Genomic DNA, 24,652 nt, shown 5'->3' on the forward strand with positions numbered 1-24,652 from the left:
GCCGCTGCGAGAAAGGTCTCGATGCTTGGAGATAGGAATAGTCAAACAAATGGTGAGGAAGAGAGCGTGAGTGAGCATTCACAGAATCCAGCCTTGGCGGGTCAGGCGGAAGTGTTTGATCAACGTGTCTGCAGCCTGGGGGAAGGCCCCTTGTGGCACCCAGAGCGCAAGAATCTGTACTGGGTGGACGTGCTCAACAAGCGGGTGCTCGCCAATGGCGCTGATGGTGAGCAGGCCTGGGAATTCGAAGAAATGCCCTCGGCGATTGGCTGGGTAGACCGGGACCGCGTTGTTGTCGCTTTTGAGAGTGGCCTGTACCTCCTGGATCTGGACAGCGGCGAGACGAGCCTGCTGTGTTCGATCGAGGCTGATATGTCGGGCAATCGCAGCAACGACGGCCGCGCAGACCCCTGGGGCGGATTCTGGATTGGCACTATGGGCATGGAAGGCGAGCCGGACCAGGGCAACCTGTACCGCTGGTACAAGGGCGAGCTGCGCCAACTGGATAGTGGCATGACCGTGCCGAATGGTATTTGCTTTGATCACACGCGCGGTTTTGGATATTACGCAGATTCTGCCAAAAATCGGATTTATCGGGTGCCGCTGAATGAAAAAGACGGGTGGCTGGCTGGCGAGCGCGAGGTCTTCCTCGACCTGAGCGAGCAGGGGCTTATCCCTGACGGCGCGGTGATGGATGGGCAGGGCAATATGTGGTCGTCACTCTGGGACGGCGCACGTACCCAATGCTTTACCCCGGATGGCAGCGCCATCACAGCGCTGCCGGCGCCGGTAATTCGCACCACGTGTCCTGCGTTCGGTGGTGAGAACTTTGCCGATATGTATGTGACCACCGCCGCAGTGGGGCTGGAAGACGAAGTGGACGCGGCAGTACAGAACGGTGTGACCCTGGTGTATCGGAATGCCGTTAAGGGTAAGCCCGAACCCGCGGTGGTTCTCCGGTGAAACGATTTCTATTGAGTGTTGTTTGCGGTTGCTTGGTTTCGGCGCTGACACAGGCTGAAGATATAGAGAAGCCCAATATCCTGCTAATTCTGGCGGATGACCTGGGTTATGCGGATACCGGTTTTACCGGAGCCAAAGACATCAAAACCCCCAACTTGGATCAATTGGCAAAAGCCGGCGTGGTGATGAACAACGGCTATGTTACACATCCGTATTGTGGACCATCTCGCGCGGGGCTGCTGGTCGGGCGTCACCAGGCTCGCTTTGGTGCGGAGAGCAACAACACCTACTCACCCTTCGACAATTACATGGGGTTGCCAGTTACTGAGAAAACCTTTGCCAAGTATCTGCAGGAAGTGGGTTATCGCACCGGCATTGTTGGCAAATGGCATCTGGGTGCGGCGCCACCCTTCCATCCGAACAACCGCGGGTTTGATCACTTTTACGGTTTCTTCTCCGGTGGCCGTGCTTATTTTCCTGAGAGTACCTCCAACAAGGTTCCCCTGGAAAGTGACACGGGGCTGAACGACTATATGGCCAATGAGGGCGGTTACCTGCCACTGGTGCGTAATAGCGGCGCCGGTGAGCTAACGGAGTACCTGACTACTGCTCTGAGTCGCGATGCGGCGGAGTTTGTCAAAGAAAGCACTGAGCCATTTTTCCTGTACCTCGCCTACAATGCGCCACATGCGCCGCTGGAGGCTCCGCAAGAAACCATCCAAAAATACCAGGCCATTGAAGATCCCGAGCGGCGCATCTATGCGGCAATGATCGACGAGATGGATGCGGGTATTGGCATGGTGGTGGATGCCCTGAAAGCCTCCGGGAAATACGATAACACGCTGATTTTCTTCCTGTCGGACAACGGCGGTGTCTACCCAGAATACTGGATGCCAGAGAGTGATTGGGCAGATAACACGCCTTTTCGGCGTGGTAAAGTCAGCCTGCTGGAAGGCGGTATTCACGTGCCATTCTTTTTGCACTGGCCGCAGAAATTGGAATCGGGACAGTTTGATGGTCTGGTCTCTGCGCTGGATATAGCTGCCACTGCACTGGCTCTGGGCAATGCCCCGGTGGCCGACGAAGCGCTGGATGGTGTAAACCTGATTCCTTTCCTCACTGGAGAGAAGCTGGGGTGCCACATAAGGCGTTGTTCTGGCACCTGGAAGAAGGCGATGGCAATACCTGGGCGGTACGTACGGAAGATGCGAAATATATGCATCAGACATTGCCTGGCGTAGGACGCAGTTATTTCAATATGCGGGAAGATCCCCACGAGCAGAACAATCTGGTGGATCAGTTCCCCGAGCGCCAGAGTGAGCTTGCGGAACTCTGGAACCAGTGGAATGCCGGCAACCAGCAGAATGTTTTGATGCAGGCTTATGAATACCAGAAGGCCCGTCAGGATTTTTACAAGTCTCTTTATGACGCGCGCGTCAAGCAGGCGAAGGAACGGAAGCCGATTGTGGTGAAGTGATTCAGTCGTCTGGATCGATCATCCAAGTTCACGCTTCAGCTATCACCTGGGGCGCGCCAGTTAAGCTCCCACCGGAACAGCTGGCGTTGACCCTGGAAGCCGCCGATTGGCACAAGCTCGACTACCTGGGGGCGCATATTTACGGCAAGAGCCGCTACGGATATAAAAAAACGCCCCTGGGAAGGGGCGGTGAAGCGAGAGAAGAGCTTGCGTTGCGGCGCAAGCAAAGGTCGCGAAGAGTCAATCGCAACTGACAAGATGTAGCGAACTGCAAACTACGCTGCAGTTCGCTACGGGAGACAACTTTACCCAAGCGCCTGTGCGCGTTTTGCCGCATCCACCATGATGCGTGCTTTGTCCGCGATCTGGCTGGCGTTGTCGCCGGCAGCGTAGATATTTGAGCCGAGGCCGAAACCGCGTGCACCGGCTTTCCAATACTCTTCCATGTTGGTATCGGTAATGCCGCCCACCGCCAGGGTGAGGACATCTTTTGGGACCACGGCACCCAGGGATTCCAGGTACTGGGCCGGAAAGTCTGCCACCGGGAACATTTTCAGTACCCGGGCGCCCGCCTTGAGCGCGCTAAACGCCTCGCTAGGGGTGAGGCAGCCGGGAACGGAAATCAGCTTCCGGTCATTGGTGGCTCGAATTACTTCAGGGTCACAATTCGGTGAAACAATGATCTTTCCGCCCGCATTTTGTACACTCTGTACCTGCTCCGGTGTGAGCACGGTGCCGGCGCCGCAGATAGTGGTTTCAGCGAAGTCATCCATGATCTTGGCCAGCCGCTCGATGCTGTTGAGTGGCTCAACCGGGGAGTTCAGCGGAATTTCGATGACACGGACCCCGGCTTCCAGCAGGGTATTGGCGACCATGTCGATCTCGTCCGGGGTGACGCCTCGAATGATGGCAATCAGGGGGCAGGCTTCCAGCGCCTGTTGGAACTGCTGACTCAGCATCGTGTATTCCTGTGCTCTTTACTGATCTTTTCCCGGTGACGGGACAGGATGGATGCAGTATAAAGGGAGGTAGGAACATTTGTATATAGTTAATTGTTAACAAAAAAGGATTGGGGTTGTATGATGGGCCAACATTACGTGGCGGCCGACCGTACGACCTGACGATACCCCAGTGTATCTGCGGTCGGAGTGCCCATAACAATAAAAGAGGGTTATCCGATGAGAGGATTCCAACTGACCGCCTTTAAGTTTGCTGCGATCGTGGCATTCGGTGGTTTCATTTTTGGTCTCGATGCGGCGCTGATCTCCGGCACCGTGCGTTTTATTACTGCCGAGTTTACGCTGTCGGACCTGCAGGTGGGCACCGTCGTCAGTGCCCCTGGCTTCGGGGTTATTTTTGCACTGATGGTCACCGGGCGCATCTGTGATGCGTGGGGCCGAAAAACCGCGCTGCTGTTGATTGCCGCCCTCTATCTCGTCTCCGCAATAGGCTCTGTACTCGCGCCCAATTTTGAAATGCTTGTGGCTGCGCGTTTCCTTGGTGGCCTTGCGTTTACCTCGCTTTCCCTTGCCTCCATGTATATCGGCGAAATCGCACCGCCGCAAATGCGCGGCAAACTGGTGTCCATGAACCAGATCACTACTGTGGTGGGGCTCTCCGCCGCGTACTTCGCCAACTATCTGATTCTACAGGCGTCCAATGCGGATGCCGCCTGGGTGACCGCATTGGGGATCGATCAGTACACCTGGCGCTGGATGCTGGGTGTGGAGGTGATCCCGGCACTGATCTGGCTGCTGATGCTGCTGCAAATTCCAGAGAGTCCGCGCTGGCTGGTGCTGAAGGGTCGTCTGGATGAGGCACGCGCGGTTATGGGCAAGCTGTTGCCGGAAGGGCATATTGAGCCTCATATTCTAGAAATCCAGGAAAGTGCCGCCGCGGCACCGACCGGCAGCTTCCGTCAGCAGGTGGCCGAAATCTTTAAGCCGCGTCTGCGTACCGCCTTCTGGGTCGGCCTGGTGATTGCCGTTGCTCAGCCGATTACCGGGATCAATGCGATTATGTTCTATGCGCCCACCGTGTTTGAGCAGGTGGGCATCGGCACCAATGCGGCCTTTATGCAGGCGGTGATTGTGGGGGTGGTAAGTGTAATGTTTACTATTCTGGCACTGTTGCTGATTGACCGCCTCGGCCGACGTCCGCTGGTGCTGTTCGGTCTCGCCTGGGGAGGCGCAAGCCTGTTTCTGTGCAGTTGGGCGTTCAGCCAGGCGAGCTATGAATTAACAGTGTCCTCCCTGCAGGCGCTGGCGGGTGCGAACATTGACGTGTCCAGGCTGCAGGCGCTGGTGGGCACTGCGTTTGAAACGGACGTGGCCTTCAAGCAGGCCATGTACCAGGCACTGGGCGAGGCGACAGCGCGGGCCAACGAGGGGGTGTTGATTCAGGAGGCAATCCGGATTGACGCGACACTGGTGTTGATGGGCATCATGTGCTTTATCGCTTCCTTTAACCTGTCTATTGGGCCGGTTATGTGGGTGCTCTTCTCGGAAATTTTCCCCACCTACGTGCGCGGCGTTGCCATTCCATTCTTCGCATTGATCGTGAGCACCGTCAGTTACTTTGTGCAGCAGTTTTTCCCATGGCAACTGAATAACATGGGCGCGACAGAAATATTCCTGTTCTATGCCGCCTGTATCAGTGTGAGCCTGGCGTTGCTTTACCGCCTGTTGCCTGAAACCAAAAACAAATCCATCGAAGAGATTGAAGCGGCCATGGTGCGCGCCTGAGCGCGCACCCGGCCGGACCGTTCAAGAAAGTGAGAAGTTTTCATGTCTAAAGCCTTGCTGGATCAGAAGGTTGTTGTCGTCACCGGTGCCGCTGCGGGCATCGGCTGGGGTATCGCACAAGTGTGTGCCGAGGCGGGTGCCACCGTGGTGCTGGCGGATATCAACGACGCGAGTAACCGGGTGGCGACTTTGCGTGATCGCGGGTTGGAAGGCGCGTATTTCCCGTTGAATGTGGGTGACGCCTCGGCGATTGCACCGTTTATTGAATCGGTGGTGGAGCGTTTCGGCCGTATCGACGGCCTGGTAAACAACGCGGGCGTCACCATTGAGGGAAACTTCCTCGAGTTCGATCTGGGTAAGCTCGACTGCCTGTGGGAAGTGAATCAGCGCTCGGTTTTTCTATTGTGCCAGGCGGCCGCGCGTCATATGCAGGCGGGTGCTGCCATTGTGAACATCGCGTCCAATCACGCCGGTGCCAGTGTCGCGGGATACGAGATGTATGCGGCCACCAAGGGCGCCATCGTCGCCATGACCCGCGCCATGGCCTGGAGCCTGGGTAATAAAGGCATTCGTGTAAACAGCTTGTGCCCAGGCCTGACCAAGACCGAAGCGGTGGCGAAAGTCGCCGATGAAAACCCGGCACTGGCGGCTTCCTTTGACAAGATGCACGCGGACAACAAATACAACACGGTTGAGGAGGTTGGCCACATCGCCGCCTTCCTGTTGTCGCCCTGTTCCGGTGCCATGACCGGCTCCAATATCACCGCAGACCACGGCCTCAGTGCCAGTCTGTGTCCCACCGACGATCTGAAATAAGCGGAGCACAAGGATGAAGATTACCGATATCAAGGTGTATCCCGCCTGGGTAGGGCACCGTAACCTTTGCCTGGTGAAGGTGGAAACCGATGCGGGCATTTACGGCTGGGGCGAGTCTGGCCTTTCCAGTCGTGAACTGGCCGTCGCTGGTGCGGTAAAGCATTTTCGTGAATTTTTGATTGGTCGTGATGCGCGCAACATCGGTGCCTTGTGGCAGGAGATGTACCGCAGCCAGTACTTCGAAGGTGGTCGTGTGCTCACTGCGGCCATTTCTGCTATCGATATCGCGCTGTGGGATATCGCCGGTAAAGCGCTGAACGTGCCGACCTACCAATTACTGGGCGGCAAGCAGCGCAATGAAATCCCACTGTTTGTGACCTCCACCAAGCCCATGGGCCAGGCGCTGCTGGACGATTTCCGCGCGCTGCGCGAGCAGGGCTGGGAAGTGATCCGCGCAACCACCGGCGAACACGGCTCCCCCACCGAGCCAACCACGTTTGATGTGCGCAAATCCATTGCCGCCGCAGCCGGAAGCCTGAAGGAAATCCGTCAGGAGCTGGGGGATGAGTTGGTACTGGGTATCGATTACCACCACCGCCTCTCCGTTGCCGAAACCGCGAGCTTCTGCCAGAAACTGGGCGAGGGCGTGCTCGATTTTCTGGAAGAGCCGATTCGCGATCAGTCGGTGTCGGCCTATCAGGGGCTGCGCAATATGGTGAATGTGCCCTTTGCCATCGGTGAGGAGTTCGCCAGCAAGTGGGATTTTCTGCCCTATATCGAAAAAGACATTACCAACTTTGCCCGTATCGACGTGTGCAACGTGGGCGGTTTGACCGAGGCGATGAAAGTGGCCGCGATGGCGGAAAGCCATTACATCGACATCATGCCTCATGATCCGCTGGGGCCGGTGTGTACCGCGGCAACCATCCAGATGTGTGCGGCGGTACCGAATCTGTCCTGGTGTGAAATTGCCCCCTACGACAGCAATAAGTCGGATCACGACAAGTATTTCATCAACCGACCGAAAGAAGTAAATCGGGTGTATCCGGTGGGGGATGCACCGGGCATCGGTATCGATGTGAACGAGGCAATGATTGCCGAGCAGTCGTTCAAGTTCTGGGAAGCACCGCGGTTGTGCAAGCCGGATGGCAGCTACACCAATTGGTAAGAAATCTACTGCGTATGCCGGACGGCGTTCGGCGAGTATCAAAAAATAAAATGAGTGAGACGATGGAAACCACAGCCTTTGCCAAAAAAACTACTCGGCCACTGATGCGCTCCGTGTTGAGCCTCGCCATTACCGCGGCAGCTTTGAGCGGACTAGCCGCCTGCTCCGGTGAACGGAAGGGTAGTGAACCGAGTGAAAGCGCAGTGAGCAGCACAGACTCTAATTTACTGGCGCAGGACTTTGTGCTGGAGAATTTTAACAACGGGGATATTCCCGGGTCTGTTCAGGTCAACAATGGCACTGCCGATTTGGTGGATGATGGTGCCGGCGGCAAAGCGCTGCAGGTAAAGCTCAACCTTGCCGATAACAACAGCGCCGGCCTGGTCATCAAGCCGGCGGAAGCCTGGGATTGGAGCGAGTTCTCGGATTTCAATCTCGCGTTTGATGTGGCCAACCACGGTGAGGAATCGGTACAGATCGATGTCACCATGGGCGATAAAAATGGTGATTTCTATACTCGTGGCTTGGTGGTGCCTGCGGACGGCACTTCGCGCACATACTACGCCAAACTGCATGGACACGATCAGGAAGATCCCAAGGCGGCAGCCCAGAACGAATTCAACTTCGCCTCTGGCCTGCGCTCCAACCCGCCTACCTGGCAGTCCGACGACATCATGCTGCATTCCTTCTGGGGTAAAAAACTACTGGATCTGTCCGGTATTACCCAGATCGCTTTTGGCTCTGATGGCAGCCTGAGCAATCGTCAGTACACCATCGACAATCTGCGCTTGCGGGCAAACCCGGAGATGGATAAAAACTTCCTCACCGGCCTGCTGGACAAATACGGCCAGAACGCCAAGGTGGACTACGCAGGCAAGATCCACTCGGACGAAGAGCTGAAGACAGTCGTCGAGGAAGAGCTTGCCAGTCTTTCCGGAAAACCCAATGCGGATCGCTCCAAATTCAGCGGCTGGAAGAACGGCCCGCAACTGGAAGCCACCGGTTATTTCCGCACAGAAAAGGTCAACGGCAAGTGGGCCATTGTAGATCCGGAGGGGTATCTTTACTTCTCCACCGGGATCGACATTATCCGTCTGTCGAACTCTTCCACGATCACCGGTTACGACTACGACCAGGCGCTGATCCCCAAGCGCAGTGCCGATGAAGTGATTGCGGAAGACGATCAGCCCCTGAACCGTGTCAATGAAGAAGCCTGGGCCACACGCGAACTGATCTCTGAAACCCGCGCGAACATGTTCAACTGGTTGCCGGGTTACGATGATGAGTTGGGTAATCACTACGGCTACCGCCGTGAAACCCAGTCCGGTCCGTTGAAGCACGGCGAGACCTTCAGTTTCTACAGTGCCAACCTCGAGCGTCGCTACGGAGAAACCTATCCCGAATCTTATCTGGACACCTGGCAGAAGGTGACGGTTGATCGCATGCTGGATTGGGGATTTACCTCCCTCGGCAACTGGGCTGCGGACCCTTTTTACGAGCAGCAGCGCATTCCATTTGTAGCCTTTGCGGACATTATTGGTGAGTTCAGCACACTGAGCAGTGGCTTTGATTTCTGGCATCCTGTGCCTGACCCATACGATCCGCGTTTTTATGAGCGCGCGGTGGTCGCTGCCAAGTCTGTGAACCAGCAGATCCAGGGCAGTCCCTGGTGCATGGGCATTTTCTTCGACAATGAGCAGAGCTTCGGCCGCCTCGAGAGTGACGAGCTGCATTACGGTATCGTGATTAACACCTTGTCGCGCGATGCGTCTGATACACCGGCCAAAGGTGCATTCACCAAAGTACTGAAAGACAAGTACCGCACCATCGATGCGTTGAACAAGGCCTGGAATAAAAAAGTGGATTCCTGGGAAGCGTTCGAGAAGGGTATGGATTCCGCGCTCACCACCGATGCCCAGCGCGAAGACTACGCGACTCTGTTGTTCGAATACGGCAACCAGTACTTCGGCACCATCAACAAGGCGATGAAGTCCGTTATGCCGAATCACCTGTATCTCGGCTCCCGTCTACCGAGCTGGGGTATGCCGCCGGAAATCGTCAAGGCGGCGGGCAAGAATGTGGACATCATCAGCTACAACCTCTACGAGGAAGGGCTGGTGCCGTCCAAGTGGGATTTCCTCGCTGAAATCGACAAGCCCAGTCTGATTGGTGAGTTCAGTTTCGGTTCCGACGATCAGGGGCACTTCCACCCAGGTATCGTGATTTCCGCAGATCAGAAAGACCGTGGCCGTATGTTCAAGAACTATATGCACTCGTTTATCGATAACCCCTGGTTTGTGGGTGTGCATATGTTCCAGTACATGGATTCCCCGATCACCGGCCGCGCCTACGACGGTGAGAACTATGCCAATGGCTTTGTATCGGTGGCGGATGTTCCTTACGCGGAACTAGTCAAGGCGGCCAAGGAAGTCCATGAGGGGCTGTATGAGCGCCGCTTTGGCGATGTGAAGTCGGAAAAAGAGTAAACGCGCCTACGGCAAACCTAGGGCGATGAACGAAAGCGCGCTGTCCGCGAGGGCATCGCGCTTTTTTTTTGGCAAAACTGTGGGTTATGCCTGGCCTGTGGCACTAAAGGATTTACATTGCGTTTGGATGACTGTAGATTGTTGACAAAATGTGCTTTGTAAACAGAATAGTGAACACTCGACCCGGATAACAGAATGGCAAGCTGCTCATCCTTCATATTGGGTTTTTTGTAGTATTTTTTTCTCTAGCTAAATGGTTTCTTGGGGTGGTGGCGCTAGAGACGAGCTGCCGTCAGTCGGATGTTGATGGGGCAGAGCATTCAGGTGCTGCCGGTCAGCTCGAAAACCTTCCGCTAAACCTGGCTGTCGCACACGGGATTTCGGTGGGGGGCGAGGATCACCGGGCGTCGCTTTCACGTCTGCAGGTGGATGCCGGGGCTTCGCCTGTGAGGGCGGTCTTCTCCAGAATCACCTACGAGCCTGGGCTGAACTTCAGTCGGGGTGCGGCTGGAATTGGAGCCGCGTCGGAGCAGGCAAAAAAAGTGATTGATGTTAATTGTTAACAATATACAATGGTTTCATTGATTGAGGTCGAATCATTAGAAGTGTTGAAGTGCTAATAAAAAATCACGGATTTTGGGGTTCCTCCATGTTGATGGAAGTACAAGAGCAGGCCGCAGAGCTGCTGTCTTCGAGCACCATCGCTGCCACCAAGGTTGAGTATTACCAGATTCCTCTGGCGGAAGTACTCTCCGATGCGCGCCACGGTGACCATACCCACTTTGAAGTGCTGGTGTTTCGTGTGCGTTGCCAGGATGGCCTCGAAGGCGTGGGGTACACCTACACCGGCGGCCGCGGTGGTCTTGCCATTTACTCCCTGTTACAGGATGACATTCAGCCGCTGCTGGAAGGCCGCGATGCGTCGGACATCCTTGCTATCTGGGAGGGCATTCAGTCCCATCTCCATTATGTGGGCCGCGGTGGTTTGCTGAGCTTTGCGCTGTCAGCGGTAGATATCGCTTTGTGGGATCTGCGCTGCAAGCGTCTTGAGCTACCGCTGTGGAAAGTAGCTGGTGGTGCGGGCAATACCACCAAGTGTTATGCCGGCGGTATCGACCTGAATTTCTCCGAGACCAAACTGCTGGACAATATTTCCAACTACCTGGCCCGCGGGTTCAACGCGGTGAAGATCAAGGTCGGTAAGGAAAATTACAGGGAAGATGTTGCGCGGGTAGAGGCGGTGCGCAAGCTGATTGGTGACGACGTCACCTTCATGGTGGATGCGAACTACTCGATGACCATTGAGCAGGCGGTACGCTTTGGCCGCGCCATCGATCACTGCGATATTACCTGGTTCGAAGAGCCCACCATCCCCGATGACTATCTGGGGTATGGCCGTATTGCTGAGGCCATCAATATTCCCCTGGCGATGGGTGAGAATCTGCACACGGTGCATGAGTTCACTTACGCCATCGCGCAATCCAAGCTCGGATTTCTACAGCCGGATGCGTCCAATATCGGTGGTATCACCGGATGGTTGAAAGTCGCTGAGCTGGCCTACGCGCACAACCTGCCGGTGTGCAGCCACGGGATGCACGAATTGCATGTGTCGCTGATGGCAAGCCAGCCCCACGCGGGCTACCTGGAAGTGCACTCTTTCCCCATAGACGAATACACGACCCGTCCGATCGTGCTGGAAAACGGCCGCGCTGTTGCCTCCAGCGAGCCGGGTACCGGGGTGACTTTTGATGAAACCCTGCTGCGACCACACCTGGTCAAGCACTCTTAATAGGTGATGTTCATGCAAGCTCAAGCTGCTCAGTATGTCGGCAACAAATCGTTTGAAGTTGTAGAAGGGCGCTGTGAAGCGCCGGCGGCGGATGAGGTTCGCCTGAAAGTGGGTTATGTGGGTATCTGTGGTACCGACATGCATATCTATCACGGCGTGATGGATCAACGTGTAAAGCCACCGCAGGTTGTCGGCCATGAAATGTCTGGCGTTGTGGATGCGGTGGGTGAGAACGTAAAAGACTACAGCGTCGGTGAGCGCGTTGTAGTGCGCCCACTGGACTACTGTGGCGATTGCCCGGCGTGTAACGAGGGTCAAAGCCATGTCTGCCATAACCTGAAGTTTATGGGCATCGACTCCGTGGGAGCGTTCCAGAGCTTTTGGAACGTCAAGGCCCGTACCCTGCACAAGCTGCCGGAAAACGTCTCCTTGCAGCAGGGCGCACTGATCGAACCGCTGGCCGTTGCTTGCCACGATATTTCCCGCGCGCGCCTGAAAGCGGGCGAGAAGGCTGTCATTCTTGGCGGTGGACCCATCGGCCAGCTGGTGGCCCAGGTCGCCCTCGGCATTGGTGCCGAGGTGATGATTTCTGAGCCCAGCCCCGAGCGCCGCGCATTTGCGGAACAAACCGGTGCGCTGGCGGTTAACCCCATCGAGCAAGATCTGAAAGCGGCGGTGGAAGACTGGACCCAGGGCAAGGGCGCCGATGTGGTGTTTGAGGTTTCCGGCGTGCAGCCGGCGGTCGATGCCATGACCGAGATTGCGGCCGTACGCGGACGCATCTGCATGGTCGCCATCCACTCACAGAAGCCGCAGCTGGATCTGTTCAAGTTCTTCTGGCGCGAGCTGGAGCTGGTGGGTGCGCGTGTGTACGAAGCACAGGATTTCGAGCAGGCCATCGACATGGTTGCCAGTGGCAAGATCGACCTGGTTCCGTTTATCAGCAAGGTCGCGCAACTGAACGATATCGGTAGTGCCTTTGCCTCCATGGACGGTAACCCGTCGGGCATGAAGGCGCTGGTAGCGTGTGGAGCCGAGGACTGAGCTGTCCTGGGTATTCCCGGAATAGAATTGAGAGAGTAAAACGATGTTGGAACAATTCAGCCTTGCCGGCAAAAAAGCTCTGGTGACCGGTTGTAACCGCGGGATCGGTAAAGCCATGGCCGTTGCCCTGGCGGAAGCGGGAGCGGATGTGATCGGCGTATCCGCCAATCTGGACCTGAACGATTCCGAAGTGGGCCGCGAAGTGGCGGCCGTGGGCAAACAGTTTTTCCCTTACCAGTGCGATTTCTCCGACCGCAGTTCCCTTTACGGTTTTATCGACAAGGTGAAAAGCGAACACGCTAAGATTGATATTCTGGTCAATAACGCTGGTACCATTCTGCGTGCGCCGGCGGCGGAGCACGGGGATGACCTGTGGGACAAGGTGATCGAAGTCAACCTGAATGCCCAGTTCATTCTGAGCCGTGAAATCGGCAAGGAAATGGTTGCGCAGGGTTCCGGCAAGATCATTTTCACTGCCTCTCTGCTGACCTTTCAGGGCGGTATTACCGTACCGGGTTACGCGGCCAGTAAAGGTGCCATTGGTCAGATCACTATGGCGCTTTCCAACGAGTGGGCGTCGAAAGGTGTCAACGTGAATGCCATCGCCCCGGGTTATATCGCCACCGATAACACCCAGGCGCTGCGCGAAGACAGTGAGCGCGCCGCGAGCATTCTCGCGCGTATTCCCCAGGGCCGCTGGGGGCAACCCGAAGACTTCAAGGGGCCGGTGGTATTCCTGGCTTCCGAAGCTTCCAATTATATGAATGGCAGCGTCCTCCTGGTGGACGGTGGCTGGATGGGGAGATAACTATGGCTCTCGAATTAAAAACCAACGTCAACTTTGTGAACGGCGAGTATGTTGCTTCCAAGGCCGACGGCACCATTGAAGTACTGAACCCGAGCACCGGAGAAGTGCTAGGCAGTATTCCCAAAGGCTGTGCGGAAGACGCAGACGTTGCACTGCAGGTCGCCAAAGACGCGCAAAAGCCCTGGGCCAAACGCACCGCGCGCGATCGCGCGGCAGTACTGCGCAAGTTCGCGGCGGCCATTCGTGCGGAAACAGAATCGCTGGCGGAGCTGCTGGTAAAAGAGCAGGGCAAACTGATCGGTGTCGCCCGCGATGAAGTCAACGCGACCGCGACCTTTATCGAATACGCCTGCGATAATGCGCTGACCCTGGAAGGCAACATTCTGCCCTCGGACAACGAAGACGAAAAAATCTATATCCACAAGGTTCCGCGGGGCGTTGTGGTGGCGATTACCGCCTGGAACTTTCCGCTGGCACTGGCCGGCCGCAAGATCGGCCCGGCGCTGATCACCGGCAACACCATTGTGATCAAGCCAACCCAGGAAACCCCGCTCACCACCATGGAGCTTGGGCGTATTGCCAATGAAGCGGGCGTTCCCGCCGGTGTGCTGAACATCGTCAATGGTGAAGGCTCGATTGTCGGCCAGGCCCTGTGCGAAAGCCCGCTGACTGCGATGATCACCATGACCGGCAGCACCCGTGCCGGCCAGATCATTCACCAGGCCAGTGGCAAGCACATGATTCCGGTGATGCTGGAACTGGGTGGCAAGGCGCCGTTTATCGTGATGGAAGATGCGGACCTGGATAAAGCCGCGGAAGCCGCACTGTGGACCCGCTACGCCAACTGTGGACAGGTGTGCACCTGCGCTGAGCGCCTGTATGTGCACGAAAGCGTGTACGACGCGTTTATGGACAAATTCCTGCCAAAGGTGAAGGCCCTCAAGGTGGGCAACCCGCTGGATGAGTCCTCGCAGATGGGGCCTAAAGTCAACGCCCGTGAGATAGAACACATTCACGAGCTGGTACAGCAAAGTATTGCTCAGGGCGCGGAGCTGGCAACCGGCGGCAAGCCTGCTCAGGTGGCCGGGTTTGAAGGTGGCAACTGGTACGAGCCCACCGTGCTGACCAACGTGCAGCAGGACAACATTCTGGTGCACGAGGAGACCTTTGGTCCGATTCTGCCAGTGGTCAAGATCTCCAGTATCGATGAAGTGATCGCCTACACCAACGACAGTGAGTATGGCCTGTCTGCCTACCTGTTCACCGAAAACCTGCGTTACATCCATCAGTCTATTGCGGAAATGGAAGTAGGCGAAGTTTACGTAAACCGCGGGATTGGCGAGCAGCACCAAGGCTTCCACAACGGCTGGAAGTTGTCCGGTATCGGTGGTGAGGATGGTCGCTACGGCCTTGAGCAGTACGTGGACAAGAAAACGGTTTACCTCTCGGAAGTTTGAGCTACTTCCGGACTCTTCCTTTCATCTCATCAGGATGGATACTTTGCGGGGACATTGGTCCCCGTTTTTTTGACGTTGATTAGGCGTTGAAGGTAGTAAAACGTTCGTGCACAAAAAAGCCCGGCACCTGGCCGGGCTTCAGTAACCTTTTTTTACAGGTTACTTGATATTTGCGCGCAGCGCGGTAGTGGCCACGTTGATTTTGTTGGCCCTGAGTGCGTCGAGAATAGCGCGGTGCTCATCGACACAGTCTTTTGGCTGGGAGATACGTTTGTAGTTCATGCGCATGCGCAGCACGATGGGATACCACAGGTTGGTCAGCTCATCGCCACCGGCGGCGTGTACCAGGTAGCGGTGAAAATCGATATCTGCTTTGGTGACCTCGTTAAATTCCTGCGCGTCGAAGGCGTCCTGCAGGCGGTCCAGAATGTCTTCCAGCTCGGCAAAGTCCATCTCGCTCAGCTTGCCTTTCAGCTGGGAAATGGCGAACACCTCGATACGGCGACGGATGTCGATCATCAGCTCCTGCATGGACGGGGTCAGTACGCTGTTTACCGACACCCCGCAGTTGTTCTTGGCAACCAGCAGGCCCTCTTTTGTGAGCTGCAGCAGTACGTCGCGCACCGGCCCACGGGAGACGCCGAAGCGATTGGCGAGCTGCTGCTCGTTCAGTTTGGTGGTGGGTGCGAGTTCTCCGGAAATGATGTCGGAGCGCAGTTGGTCCGCGATCTGCTCGCGCACCGGAATGATCTTTGTGGCTTCACGCATGATGGATTCTGCTCACCATTTATCTTGGGGTGGGGAAGAGGCCTCTCCCACCGTGTCTTACATTGAATTCAGCCGCCCCCTGTGAGCCCTCCACAGTGGTCGATCCTGTGGGGGAGCTGACCGAAGGAGGGTGACAGCCCCTGCTGCCCGCGATTGACAAGGCAATGCGGATGCTTGGAATAAATCTACAACAAGACCCGGATAAACAGATAGTACCCCAGGCCGCAAGAAAAATCGCTATCTAACTGTTAACAGTTGACAATGGAGCTGGTTAAATCCTCTGTTCAGGAGACCGAAATATCCCGGGCAGGGAAGTCGGCAGGCGAATTGAGCGTGATTATCGGTCAATGGTCAACAATCAACCAATAAATAATTCAAAAGGCAGACGGAGTGCTCCAATGAGCGAAGTTCTAGTGTGTGACTGGGGAACCAGTAGTTTTCGGTTGATGAAGATTGGGCTCGAAGGGGAACTACTTTCTCAGGTAAGCACCGACAGGGGGATAAAAAACCTGAAGAGGGCGGACATGGAACCCTACCTGAAGGCACAGATGTCAGCCATAGGCGGTGCCAATTACCCGGTCGTCCTGTGCGGTATGGTGGGGTCTGGTATCGGCTGGCATGAAGTCCCTTATGTTGACTGCCCTGCATCAAAAGCATCCCTCGCCGCGGCTCTGGTGCGGATTCCGGATACTGATTTACAGGCCTGGTGTGTGCCTGGTGTGAAACGCATTACCCGCAGTGGTACTGCCGATGTCATGCGAGGGGAGGAGACCCAGATCATCGGCTGGTTGACCCAGGCGAGTTCGCAGGAGCAAGCGAAGGCCACGCTGTGTCTGCCCGGAACCCACAGTAAGTGGGTACATATTGAAGGTGGCGAGATCTGTGCGTTTAGTACGGCATTTACCGGCGAACTCTACGCCCTGCTCACGGCGCACAGCGTATTGGTCCAGGGAGCGCAGGGATATTCGGCAGAAGCATTTACTGCAGGCTTGGCCGCCAGTGCGGAAGAGCCAGGGCTGATTCTTCAGCTGTTTAATGCCAGAAGCCGTACCGTGCTGGGCCTGCAGTCGGGGGCGGCGAGTGCATCCTATCTGTCCGGGCTATTGATCGGCAGTGAGGTGGTTGCAATGGCAAGAAAGCTGGGGCAGGGAGAGTGTGTGCACCTGGTTTGTGGGGACAATCTGGCAGCGCCTTACGGCGAGGCGTTGCAGTATTTCGGTATTGAATATCGGCACTACTCGGGTAGCACCTATTCGGCACTGGGCCTGTCGGCAATCGCACGGGAGGCGAATGTCCTCTGAGCGTCTCGCTTGCGCCACCGGGAAACGCTTTCCGCGACACGATTGAGAGTTGCATCGCAGACTGGAAAAGCCGGCATCTAACCCATCCCTCGATGGTGGTGTGACCAACTACCCTATCTCCGTTCACCGCAAAAAAATAATGTCATAAATAGGATGATCGGAGATAACACAATGCAAAAAGCCAGTCTTTTTCTTTCTCTCGCCATTACCTCGGCGCTGTGGTCCATCAATACCCTTGGTGCTCCTGCCAAAGGCACGGCGGCGGGTGACAGTATCACCATGGGTTTCGCCGCCGACTGCACCGGCAACACGTTCTTTACCGGTGGTTTTTTCTGCCTGCTGGGCGGGGATCAACCGGAACACAGCTGGTTCGATGGCTGGGACAGCAGCGTCAACAGTGTCCACGATAAATACAAGGCGATAGACCCGAATGTTGCGGCCAACAAGAATGCCGCCCGTTCCGGTGCCGAGATGCGCGGCGGCAGTGACAATTTCAGCGTACAGGCGGACCGGATTCTTGCCGATACTTTGGTGGCGGATCACGTCGAGGTCGTGCTCGGCGGTAACGATATTTGCAACCGGGGCTGTGTCGATCCAGCCAATTGCTCGGACCCACTACTGACCGAGGGCGAGTGGCGCGGCGCGGTGCAGGCCGGGCTCGACAAGCTGGTGGGTGGCCTGCCGAGCGGTTCTACCGTGGTGCTGGGGTCGGTTCCACGGGTGCAGGACTTGCGCGCCGCGGGTATCGCCAAACAGTCGGGTAACTGGCGCGTCAACTGCGAAAGTGCTTGGTCCACCTTCGGTATCTGCCGCATAGCCACCAACGGCGGCACCATGAACGGTGAATCGTTTGCCACACGCTACGCGGGTATCGAGTCGGCGCAGCGTCGGTACAACGAAGTGCTGCAGCAGGAGGCCGCTGCCTATAATGGAACCAATGGTGTGGAAGTGGTTGCGGAATACTCCGGGGCAGACCAGACCAATGTGGGCACCTTTACGTTCGGCAAAGATGATATTGATGGTGGGGACTGCTTCCATCCCAGCGTTCGTGGCCAGAACACGGTGGCGAACCTGATGTGGAATGGCAACCCGGACAAGTGATTGTCAGGCGGTGAACGGGGCTCCTGCGGGAGCCCTCTTATGGCTTCTACCCAGCTTAACGGGTGTCAGGCGCCGGCCGCTGGGCTCTACTCAGATTCTTTATCCTCGTCGGCCTTGTCGTCGCTCTCCTGATCACTGTCTCCGTTGCCTTCCCCATTGCTTTCCTCGTCGCTGCCCTCGTTGCCGCTATCCTGCTGCTCGAAATAGCTCTCCTCCTGCACCACGTATTGCACCCGCTCCGGTAGCCCGTTGCGCATATAGGTCACATCGACCACCTCGCCACTGGTGAGCGCGTCCCACAGCTGGTTCTGGCCGCTGTGCACCCAGGTATCGTTGACCCGCACAACCACATCGCCTTCCTCGAAGCCCAGTGCGGTGAAAAACTCGCTGTTCTCGATGCCCTCCAGCCGCAGCAGGTTGTGTCCATCCACCACGTGATCCGCGGCAACGAATTTCCGCTCCAGTTCGGCGCGGTTCTGCAGCTGCTTTTCCAGCCACGCCTGTCCCAGGGGCAATACGCCAGAGGGCGGGATCAGCTTGCGGGATTCGCCGTCCGGTTGCTCGATGCGGCGCAGGGTGGCCTCGTCCCGCGGGGTATTGTTGGTCATGGGTACTCGCACGTAGTTGCCATCCTGCCCGCGCAGGGTGAGCCGCTGCAGATGGTCGTTGACCTGCAGGATGACGTGGCGCTCGTGTATCTGCTTTAGGGTGACCCCGGACATCACAGGGGCGCCGGTAGAAAAGCGCCCGGCAGCGGCATCGCGGACGCGAATGAGGGCGGTCGAGTGCTCCGGTTGCGAGGAAACACTGGTGCCGCTCAATTGCAGCGGCAAATCGGTCTCGGCAATCTGCTCGCCGGACAGTCGCCAGCGGGCGGCATCCTTGTGGGCGCTTGCGGGGTCGTGCCCGAGCCGCTGCAGCTCCTGATCAATCCACATGGCGTAGTGTTCCGGGGTGCGCGGGCCTTTGGTATACAGCCCGTTTACAAACACCACCGGCACACTCTGCAGGCCGAGGGAGCGGGCCAGGGCGGTATCTGCGGTAACGCGATCGCTGCGCTCGGGTTCGTCCAGGCACTGGTTGAATGCGTCTTGTGCCAGCCCCAGCTGTGATGCCAGCTGGCCGAAGGTAGTTACCTCCAGCGTCTTTGCCTTTGCGTAGAGGCCATCCGCGTAGGCCCATGGCGCGCCTTGCTGGTTGGCGCAGTGCGCCGCGATGGCGGCCTGCGCCCCCTCTCGGTGATAGTGCATGGGGAAGTCAAACGGCACCACCGCAATCCAGCCGGCGTAGCGCTCCAGCAGTTCCCGCAGCACCAGATTGGTGGCCGCGCAGTGTACCGACTGATACGAGCAGAACACCGCGAGGGTTACCGGGGCGTTGGGGTTACCACGCAGGGGGCGGCCGCTGGTATCAAGGCTCAGTCGGGGAGGTTGGGGGTGCGGTAGCAGCCACTCCACCGCGGGCGTATCTGCGGCAGCGGCCTGCGACGGATGCCGGGCATCGATCATGGATTTGAGCGTATTGAAGCGTAGCTGGTACTCCGCCAGCGCCAGGTCGTATCGCTCCAGGCGAATTTTCTGATCTACCTCTTGCAGGGTGATCGCGCTGTTGCCGATGCGCGCGACTATTTGTAGACCTGCTTGATTTTCCTGCCCTGCAGTGGATGTGGAGCCGGGTTCATCCCGCGTATCCAGGCTACAGGCGCTGAGCAGCGCGGCAAACAATATTGGTAATAGCTGGAGGGCAGGGCGGTAGTGTTGATTATTCAGTGCGTCCATGGATTGAGATCCGCTCGTTATTATTCTGCGAGCAGTTCTAGCACATGGCCGTGTAAGTCTCTACCAAGCGTGGCGCGTACCTCGTATTGTGGCGGGAAAGATAACGCCTGGATCAATAGCCCGTGCCTATTGATTTTTTGCAACAATCTCGCTGACCAGCTCGGGGGTAAATAATGATTTGGAAAGATACTGCTGACCGCCGGATTGGGTGACCAGAATCAGTCCCAGATCGGTTTCAATCACGCGCTCGATGTCTGCCCACAACAGCGTTGTTTGTGAGTAGCTGCTCTTGGTGGTAATCCCTTCTTCATTAATGGTTAGCGTCACCTCGGTATTCGCACTCCTTGACAACATCTGCCGCGCCAGCCACCACGCCCGCCGGAATCGAATATGCAGCAGTTCCAGAATGCCCAGGGCGACCAGCAGGTAGCCCAGAACTTTGGGCTGTTCGGTTAAGAACAGTGATCCGGAACCTGCAGCAAGCAGCAAGGCCGGGAACAGATAATTGGGCCTAGCCCCTTTCCCGTGGGGCCGAGACTGGTCAAAGCACTCGGCGAGGTATTCCCGGGATAGGGTGAACTGTGTCTTGAAAGGTTGCATAGAAGTCGCTTGTTCGAGTGGTTAGTTGTAACGCTGATGTCGACGCAGGTCTTACTGCCTGCCACGGGTATTAAGACCCTTCGCACCTCACGCCAATGCGAGCGGGGACATTTCGTGTAGGTGAGGATTTAGTTTATGGGTTTCGTCTCGCGTAGCAAATGAATCTACTTTTCCGTCTTGCCGCACAACCAATCCTCAATATCGCATATTGTTTTTTAGGCCATTTCAAAAGCGAAGAAATGAGGCATGCTGAAATTGCCTGGTCTTAGGCTTGATAGGTTACAGGGGACACCTGCTACATGCCAATCGCCTCAGTCGCTGGGGCTTGAACAAAAAATCCACAGAAAATCAATAAGTTGGGATATTTCCGATGAACAGAGAAAACTTTCCTAGAAAACAACTTGCTTTGGCGGTATCCGTCGCGCTAGGGGTTGCAGCTGCGTCCCAGTCGACAGTAGCCCAAGAGGGCGCGGCGATGGAAGAGCTGGTAGTGACCGGCATTCGTGGCAGTTTGACTCAGTCTATGGACGTTAAGCGCGACGCGAAAGGTGTCGTGGATGCCATTAGCGCAGAAGACATGGGCAAGTTCCCAGACTCCAACCTCGCGGAGTCCCTGCAGCGCGTTACCGGTGTATCCATCAACCGCCGCAATGGTGAAGGCAACCAGGTTACCGTGCGTGGCTTTGGACCTGATTACAACCTGGTTACCTTGAACGGACGCCTGATGCCTGCGACCTCACTCACGCAGAATGGCGGTGGTGTGCAGCAGGGGCGCGCCTTCGATATGGACAACCTCGCCGCAGAAAGCGTGCGTGCTTTGGAGGTGTACAAAAGTTCCCGCGCCGATATCGCCTCCGGCGGCATGGGTGCGACCATCAACATCAAGACCCTGAGACCACTGGATAATCCGGGCACCAAGGCGTCGTTCGGGGTAAAAACCCTAAACGATACCACCGCCCGTGTCGGTGACGACTTCACCCCGGAAGCCTCAGGCGTGTTTAGCTGGACCGACGAGACCGACACCTTCGGCGTGTCGCTCACCGGCTCTTATCAGGACCGTAACAGTGGCGCCAGCGGAGCATACATTAACAACTGGAATGTGGCCGCATACGATGGCTCCATCCCCCAGTCGCCCGGTGCAGGCTCCGGCGACCCGATCAATATTGAGAATGCGCCGGCAGTCGGTGACCTGCGCTCGTTGCATACCGACCTGCGCTATATTCACTCCGACCGCGAACGCACCCGGGTCAACTCCCAGTTGACCCTGCAGTGGCGCCCTGCCGACAACCTCACCGGTACCGTCGACTACACCTACGCTAAGCAGGACATCTACGAAAACCGTGCGGAGCTTTCCGCGTGGATGGACACCTACAAAAGTGACCTGGTTTTTGATGACGCCGTGGTAAGTACCCCGGTCCTGTACTGGGAAGAGCGTCGTGAGCAGAACCCCCGCGATGTGGGCCTCGCGCTGCAGCAGCAGAACCAGCAGAACAAGCTGGAGTCTGTGGGCCTGAACCTTGAGTGGCAGCCGAACGAGCAGCTCGACCTGGCGTTCGACGCGCACAAGTCTGAGTCCTCCAGCTTACCCAGCGCCTCCTTCGGTAACTGGATCAACATCGGCCTGGGTGCCAATGTGTCGGCAGGCCAGGGTATCGACTTTACCAAGTCGGGTCTCCCGGTGCTGATGCTGGACTTCGACGACTCCGTTGCTGGCAACGGCAATGGCGTGCTGGACAAGGAAGAGATCGGCTCCACTGTGCGTCAGATCAGTAATGACCGCGCTTACTCCGATTTCACCCAAGTCCGCTTTGACGGTACCTTCACCCTGGATGACCAGCATTCGATCGACTTTGGTATTGAGTCTCGCGACATGGAGCAGAACCTCCAGTCCTCCTTCTATCAGGAGCTGCTGGCAGGCGGTTGGGGCGTTGCCAATCCGGGCGATGTACCAGATGAATATCTGCAGCCGCTGAACTACGCCAGCCTGTTTGACGGCTACAGCGTAAATCCCACCGGTGAGGCAGGCGAGTTCTTCGATCGCGTCAGCGATGGCGAAGCTGCGCCGCTGATGAACGGCTACATCGGCGATGCCGCGGTGATCGGCAAACACCTGTCAGAAGCGGTTGGTTTGCCGTGGGCGGTCAACCCCACCGATAACCTGAACCGCACCATTGAAGAGAAGGTCTTCGCCGCTTACGCGCAATACAACTACTCCGGCGAGTTTTACAACAAGCCGATTGACGTTGTGTTTGGCCTGCGTCACGAGCGCACCGATGTCAGCTCTACCGACCTGGCGAATATCCCGACAGACGTTGTATGGCAGAGCAACAACGACTTCCAGATTCCTGCCGGTGCTGTAGCCAGCCTGTATGCGGAAGAAGCAGAGTACGACCACTGGCTGCCGAACCTCGATGTCAAAATGGACCTAAGTGAAGACCTGGTGGGTCGCTTCTCCTACAGTCAGAGCATCGCACGTTCGCGATTTGACAATATGGGATCTGCCGCTACCGGTCTTTCCGGACCCAGCTCCCCGACCAACCTCTCCGGTTCCATTCTTGGTGGCGCGGGCGCAGGTAACCCGGGCATTCTGCCTCTGGAGTCTGACAACTACGACCTCTCCGTGGAGTGGTATTACGGCGAGTCAAGCTATGCCTCCATCGGCTACTTCCGAAAAGATGTCGACAACTTCATCGGTACCTCAGCGGTTGATATGAATCTCTATGGTCTCACGGATCCCACCAGTGGTCCCCGTGAGCAGCAGGCTGTGGCCGATCTGGCCGCCCTTGGTGAGCCGCTCAACGATACCACGCTGTTCTCCATGGTTGCGGCCAATATGCTTGGCGTAAGCTTCTATGACTACACCGCGGAAGAGTTTGAAAACCTGGTGGACGTAACTGGCAACCCGGAAGATGACCTGATGATCTTCCGCGTATCCCGCCCGATGAACACCGAGAAGGCCACCATCGATGGCTGGGAAATGGGCGTTCAGCACTTCTTCGGTGAGACCGGCTTTGGTGCCCAGGCGAACTACACCATCGTGGATGGGGATGTGGGCTACGATGTTGGCCGCGATCCGGACATTGATGGCGGGGCACAGTTTGCCTTGTCCGGTTTGAGTGATACCGCGAACCTGTCGCTGATTTATGAAAATCACGGGATTTCCGCACGTATTGCTTATAACTGGCGTGACACCTTCCTTTCCGGTATTGAGGATGGTGGCAAGCGTCCGCGGTTCATCGAAGACTACAGTCAGGTCGACCTGAGCGTTGGTTATGAGGTCAATGACAACCTGAAGCTCGCGTTCGAGGGTGTGAACCTGCTGGGAGAAGACTCCCGTGAATATGCGCGCACCAAAGCGCAGCTGCTGCGCACCGAAATGCTCGGCCCGCGTTACGCGCTGAGTGCACGCTACAGCTTCTAAACTTGGCGCCAGGCTAAGTTAGAAGCAGGAACCGCATCCGCAGGCTACCTCTGAAGGACTTGAGGTAGCTTTTCGTGACAAAAGATCACCAATCGGGGATACTTTGTTGTTGTCACGACGGGTGCGGTTTTTTTCGCTACGCCGGATCTATAACAATAAAAGAGACATTACGATGAGTAATTACGAAGTATTAGATAATGTCCAGCACTGTGACTTGCAGGTAGCCCAAGACCTGCGACTGAATCCCCAGGATGGCCTGGGTTATGTGCAGGTGTTCCCCTCCGAGTTGGACGCCGCCCACAAAGAATATCCCGTTTTTTTCCGGAAAAATTCCGACACTGGAAAGTTCTTCCTCGTCGCACTCCTTGCTGACGCCTTTACCTCCAACGTCTACCTCAAAGATTCAAAATGGTCCGCCAACTACATCCCTTTGATGGTGCGGCGGGGGCCATTTTTAATGGCGCGAGTGGGAGACGAGCTGAGCCTATGCCTGAACCTGGCAGACGAGCGTGTAAACAAGCCGGGTGAACGCCTGTTTGATGACAGTGGCACACTTACCCCCTATGCAGAGAGTATTTCCAAATTGTTTTCTGCAATCCACCAGGGACACGAGCAGACAGACCTTCTGGTCACAGCCCTTTCTGAGCACGGATTAATCGAGGCACTGGAAATTAATGACAAAAGCCCATCGTCCGATGGAAATTTGTCCGGACTCTACTCGGTAAACCCGCAAAAACTCAGGCAGCTGACGGGCGATGCGCTGGCGCACCTGAATGCTACCGGGCTGTTGCAGCTCGCCTACTTTATCGCAAGTTCCTCCGCGAACATCCGATTGCTGCTTGCCGCCGAATAGCCCGCGAATTTCTGTTGAGGTCCGTTGGGTTTTGTTGGCGTCCGTTGGTTTAGAGTGCGATCGGGAGGGTGATTCAAG

General features: G+C 56.6%; 19 protein-coding genes. 15 read left to right on the forward strand and 4 right to left on the reverse strand.

Annotation, left to right across the window (positions count from 1 at the left end; translation table 11 throughout):
• Nucleotides 1-66: 66 nt before the first annotated feature.
• The 3 genes from JF535_RS08885 to JF535_RS16715 are packed head-to-tail and all read left to right on the forward strand — an operon-like array spanning nt 67 to nt 2,440.
• Nucleotides 67-963, forward strand: coding sequence for an SMP-30/gluconolactonase/LRE family protein (locus JF535_RS08885; protein WP_207001321.1), 897 nt, complete (start codon nt 67-69; stop codon nt 961-963).
• Nucleotides 960-2,204 (forward strand): sulfatase family protein, encoded by a 1,245-nt coding sequence (locus JF535_RS08890; protein WP_340674150.1) that lies wholly within the window; start codon nt 960-962, stop codon nt 2,202-2,204. The genes JF535_RS08885 and JF535_RS08890 overlap by 4 nt, the downstream gene beginning before the upstream one ends.
• Nucleotides 2,180-2,440 carry a hypothetical protein gene (locus JF535_RS16715; protein ID WP_242523771.1) on the forward strand — a complete coding sequence of 87 codons (261 nt, stop codon included), beginning with the start codon at nt 2,180-2,182 and terminating at the stop codon, nt 2,438-2,440. Before JF535_RS08890 ends, JF535_RS16715 begins: the two co-directional genes overlap by 25 nt.
• 305 nt (nt 2,441-2,745) lie before the next feature.
• Here JF535_RS16715 and JF535_RS08895 read toward each other — a convergent pair whose 3' ends face one another.
• Nucleotides 2,746-3,399 (reverse strand): 2-dehydro-3-deoxy-6-phosphogalactonate aldolase, encoded by a 654-nt coding sequence (locus JF535_RS08895; RefSeq protein ID WP_207001323.1) that lies wholly within the window; start codon nt 3,397-3,399, stop codon nt 2,746-2,748.
• Nucleotides 3,400-3,618: 219 nt separating this feature from the next.
• Between JF535_RS08895 and JF535_RS08900 the strand changes: the two genes are divergently transcribed.
• The 8 genes from JF535_RS08900 (at nt 3,619) to aldA (ending at nt 14,752) form a co-directional block, all read left to right on the forward strand.
• Nucleotides 3,619-5,184 carry an MFS transporter gene (locus JF535_RS08900; protein WP_207001325.1) on the forward strand — a complete coding sequence of 522 codons (1,566 nt, stop codon included), beginning with the start codon at nt 3,619-3,621 and terminating at the stop codon, nt 5,182-5,184.
• A 42-nt stretch (nt 5,185-5,226) separates the two neighbouring features.
• Complete coding sequence (locus JF535_RS08905) at nt 5,227-6,000, forward strand: SDR family NAD(P)-dependent oxidoreductase (RefSeq protein WP_207001327.1); 774 nt, start codon at nt 5,227-5,229, stop codon at nt 5,998-6,000.
• A gap of 13 nt (nt 6,001-6,013) precedes the next feature.
• Entirely contained in the window at nt 6,014-7,168 is a 1,155-nt protein-coding gene (locus JF535_RS08910; protein ID WP_207001328.1) for a mandelate racemase/muconate lactonizing enzyme family protein, read from the forward strand.
• 203 nt (nt 7,169-7,371) lie between these two features.
• Nucleotides 7,372-9,654 (forward strand): beta-galactosidase, encoded by a 2,283-nt coding sequence (locus JF535_RS08915; RefSeq protein WP_340674151.1) that lies wholly within the window; start codon nt 7,372-7,374, stop codon nt 9,652-9,654.
• Nucleotides 9,655-10,303: 649 nt separating this feature from the next.
• The gene (locus tag JF535_RS08920; protein ID WP_242523772.1) at nt 10,304-11,443 is read left to right on the forward strand and encodes a mandelate racemase/muconate lactonizing enzyme family protein; all 1,140 of its coding nucleotides are present in this window, start codon (nt 10,304-10,306) and stop codon (nt 11,441-11,443) included.
• A 12-nt stretch (nt 11,444-11,455) separates the two neighbouring features.
• Nucleotides 11,456-12,487 (forward strand): zinc-dependent alcohol dehydrogenase, encoded by a 1,032-nt coding sequence (locus tag JF535_RS08925; protein ID WP_207001332.1) that lies wholly within the window; start codon nt 11,456-11,458, stop codon nt 12,485-12,487.
• A gap of 43 nt (nt 12,488-12,530) precedes the next feature.
• Nucleotides 12,531-13,295, forward strand: a complete 765-nt coding sequence (locus tag JF535_RS08930; RefSeq protein ID WP_207001335.1) for an SDR family oxidoreductase — start codon at nt 12,531-12,533, stop codon at nt 13,293-13,295.
• Nucleotides 13,296-13,297: 2 nt separating this feature from the next.
• Nucleotides 13,298-14,752, forward strand: a complete 1,455-nt coding sequence (aldA, locus tag JF535_RS08935) for an aldehyde dehydrogenase (RefSeq protein ID WP_207001336.1) — start codon at nt 13,298-13,300, stop codon at nt 14,750-14,752.
• A 159-nt stretch (nt 14,753-14,911) separates the two neighbouring features.
• Here aldA and JF535_RS08940 read toward each other — a convergent pair whose 3' ends face one another.
• Nucleotides 14,912-15,520 carry a GntR family transcriptional regulator gene (locus JF535_RS08940; protein ID WP_207001339.1) on the reverse strand — a complete coding sequence of 203 codons (609 nt, stop codon included), beginning with the start codon at nt 15,518-15,520 and terminating at the stop codon, nt 14,912-14,914.
• A gap of 398 nt (nt 15,521-15,918) precedes the next feature.
• On the opposite strand from JF535_RS08940, the gene JF535_RS08945 reads away from it, so the two are divergent.
• Both JF535_RS08945 and JF535_RS08950 read left to right on the forward strand, forming a co-directional pair.
• Nucleotides 15,919-16,821, forward strand: a complete 903-nt coding sequence (locus JF535_RS08945; protein ID WP_207001341.1) for a 2-dehydro-3-deoxygalactonokinase — start codon at nt 15,919-15,921, stop codon at nt 16,819-16,821.
• 171 nt (nt 16,822-16,992) lie between these two features.
• Complete coding sequence (locus JF535_RS08950; RefSeq protein ID WP_066965705.1) at nt 16,993-17,922, forward strand: SGNH/GDSL hydrolase family protein; 930 nt, start codon at nt 16,993-16,995, stop codon at nt 17,920-17,922.
• 86 nt (nt 17,923-18,008) lie between these two features.
• On the opposite strand, the gene JF535_RS08955 is transcribed toward JF535_RS08950, so the two are convergent.
• Both JF535_RS08955 and JF535_RS08960 read right to left on the reverse strand, forming a co-directional pair.
• Entirely contained in the window at nt 18,009-19,700 is a 1,692-nt protein-coding gene (locus tag JF535_RS08955) for a thioredoxin domain-containing protein (RefSeq protein ID WP_207001343.1), read from the reverse strand.
• 126 nt (nt 19,701-19,826) lie between these two features.
• Nucleotides 19,827-20,300 carry a YcxB family protein gene (locus JF535_RS08960; protein ID WP_207001345.1) on the reverse strand — a complete coding sequence of 158 codons (474 nt, stop codon included), beginning with the start codon at nt 20,298-20,300 and terminating at the stop codon, nt 19,827-19,829.
• Between the two features lie 475 nt (nt 20,301-20,775).
• On the opposite strand from JF535_RS08960, the gene JF535_RS08965 reads away from it, so the two are divergent.
• Nucleotides 20,776-23,721: a TonB-dependent receptor gene (locus tag JF535_RS08965; RefSeq protein ID WP_207001347.1), complete on the forward strand. Its 2,946-nt coding sequence runs from the start codon at nt 20,776-20,778 to the stop codon at nt 23,719-23,721.
• Between the two features lie 103 nt (nt 23,722-23,824).
• On the forward strand, nt 23,825-24,574 hold the full coding sequence (locus tag JF535_RS08970) for a SapC family protein (protein WP_207001349.1): 750 nt from the start codon (nt 23,825-23,827) through the stop codon (nt 24,572-24,574).
• Nucleotides 24,575-24,652: the final 78 nt, after the last annotated feature.

It is taken from the genome of Microbulbifer salipaludis, from assembly GCF_017303155.1.
GTDB classification, from domain to species: domain Bacteria; phylum Pseudomonadota; class Gammaproteobacteria; order Pseudomonadales; family Cellvibrionaceae; genus Microbulbifer; species Microbulbifer salipaludis.

What these genes read in the sequence shown, in the direction of transcription:
- JF535_RS16715 (WP_242523771.1), top strand. Translation starts at nt 2,180, where the DNA reads ATGCATCAGACATTGCCTGGCGTAGGACGCAGTTATTTCAATATGCGG.
- JF535_RS08895 (WP_207001323.1), bottom strand. Translation starts at nt 3,399, where the DNA reads ATGCTGAGTCAGCAGTTCCAACAGGCGCTGGAAGCCTGCCCCCTGATT.
- JF535_RS08900 (WP_207001325.1), top strand. Translation starts at nt 3,619, where the DNA reads ATGAGAGGATTCCAACTGACCGCCTTTAAGTTTGCTGCGATCGTGGCA.
- JF535_RS08905 (WP_207001327.1), top strand. Translation starts at nt 5,227, where the DNA reads ATGTCTAAAGCCTTGCTGGATCAGAAGGTTGTTGTCGTCACCGGTGCC.
- JF535_RS08910 (WP_207001328.1), top strand. Translation starts at nt 6,014, where the DNA reads ATGAAGATTACCGATATCAAGGTGTATCCCGCCTGGGTAGGGCACCGT.
- JF535_RS08920 (WP_242523772.1), top strand. Translation starts at nt 10,304, where the DNA reads ATGTTGATGGAAGTACAAGAGCAGGCCGCAGAGCTGCTGTCTTCGAGC.
- JF535_RS08925 (WP_207001332.1), top strand. Translation starts at nt 11,456, where the DNA reads ATGCAAGCTCAAGCTGCTCAGTATGTCGGCAACAAATCGTTTGAAGTT.
- JF535_RS08930 (WP_207001335.1), top strand. Translation starts at nt 12,531, where the DNA reads ATGTTGGAACAATTCAGCCTTGCCGGCAAAAAAGCTCTGGTGACCGGT.
- aldA (WP_207001336.1), top strand. Translation starts at nt 13,298, where the DNA reads ATGGCTCTCGAATTAAAAACCAACGTCAACTTTGTGAACGGCGAGTAT.
- JF535_RS08940 (WP_207001339.1), bottom strand. Translation starts at nt 15,520, where the DNA reads ATGCGTGAAGCCACAAAGATCATTCCGGTGCGCGAGCAGATCGCGGAC.
- JF535_RS08945 (WP_207001341.1), top strand. Translation starts at nt 15,919, where the DNA reads ATGAGCGAAGTTCTAGTGTGTGACTGGGGAACCAGTAGTTTTCGGTTG.
- JF535_RS08950 (WP_066965705.1), top strand. Translation starts at nt 16,993, where the DNA reads ATGCAAAAAGCCAGTCTTTTTCTTTCTCTCGCCATTACCTCGGCGCTG.
- JF535_RS08955 (WP_207001343.1), bottom strand. Translation starts at nt 19,700, where the DNA reads ATGGACGCACTGAATAATCAACACTACCGCCCTGCCCTCCAGCTATTA.
- JF535_RS08960 (WP_207001345.1), bottom strand. Translation starts at nt 20,300, where the DNA reads ATGCAACCTTTCAAGACACAGTTCACCCTATCCCGGGAATACCTCGCC.
- JF535_RS08965 (WP_207001347.1), top strand. Translation starts at nt 20,776, where the DNA reads ATGGAAGAGCTGGTAGTGACCGGCATTCGTGGCAGTTTGACTCAGTCT.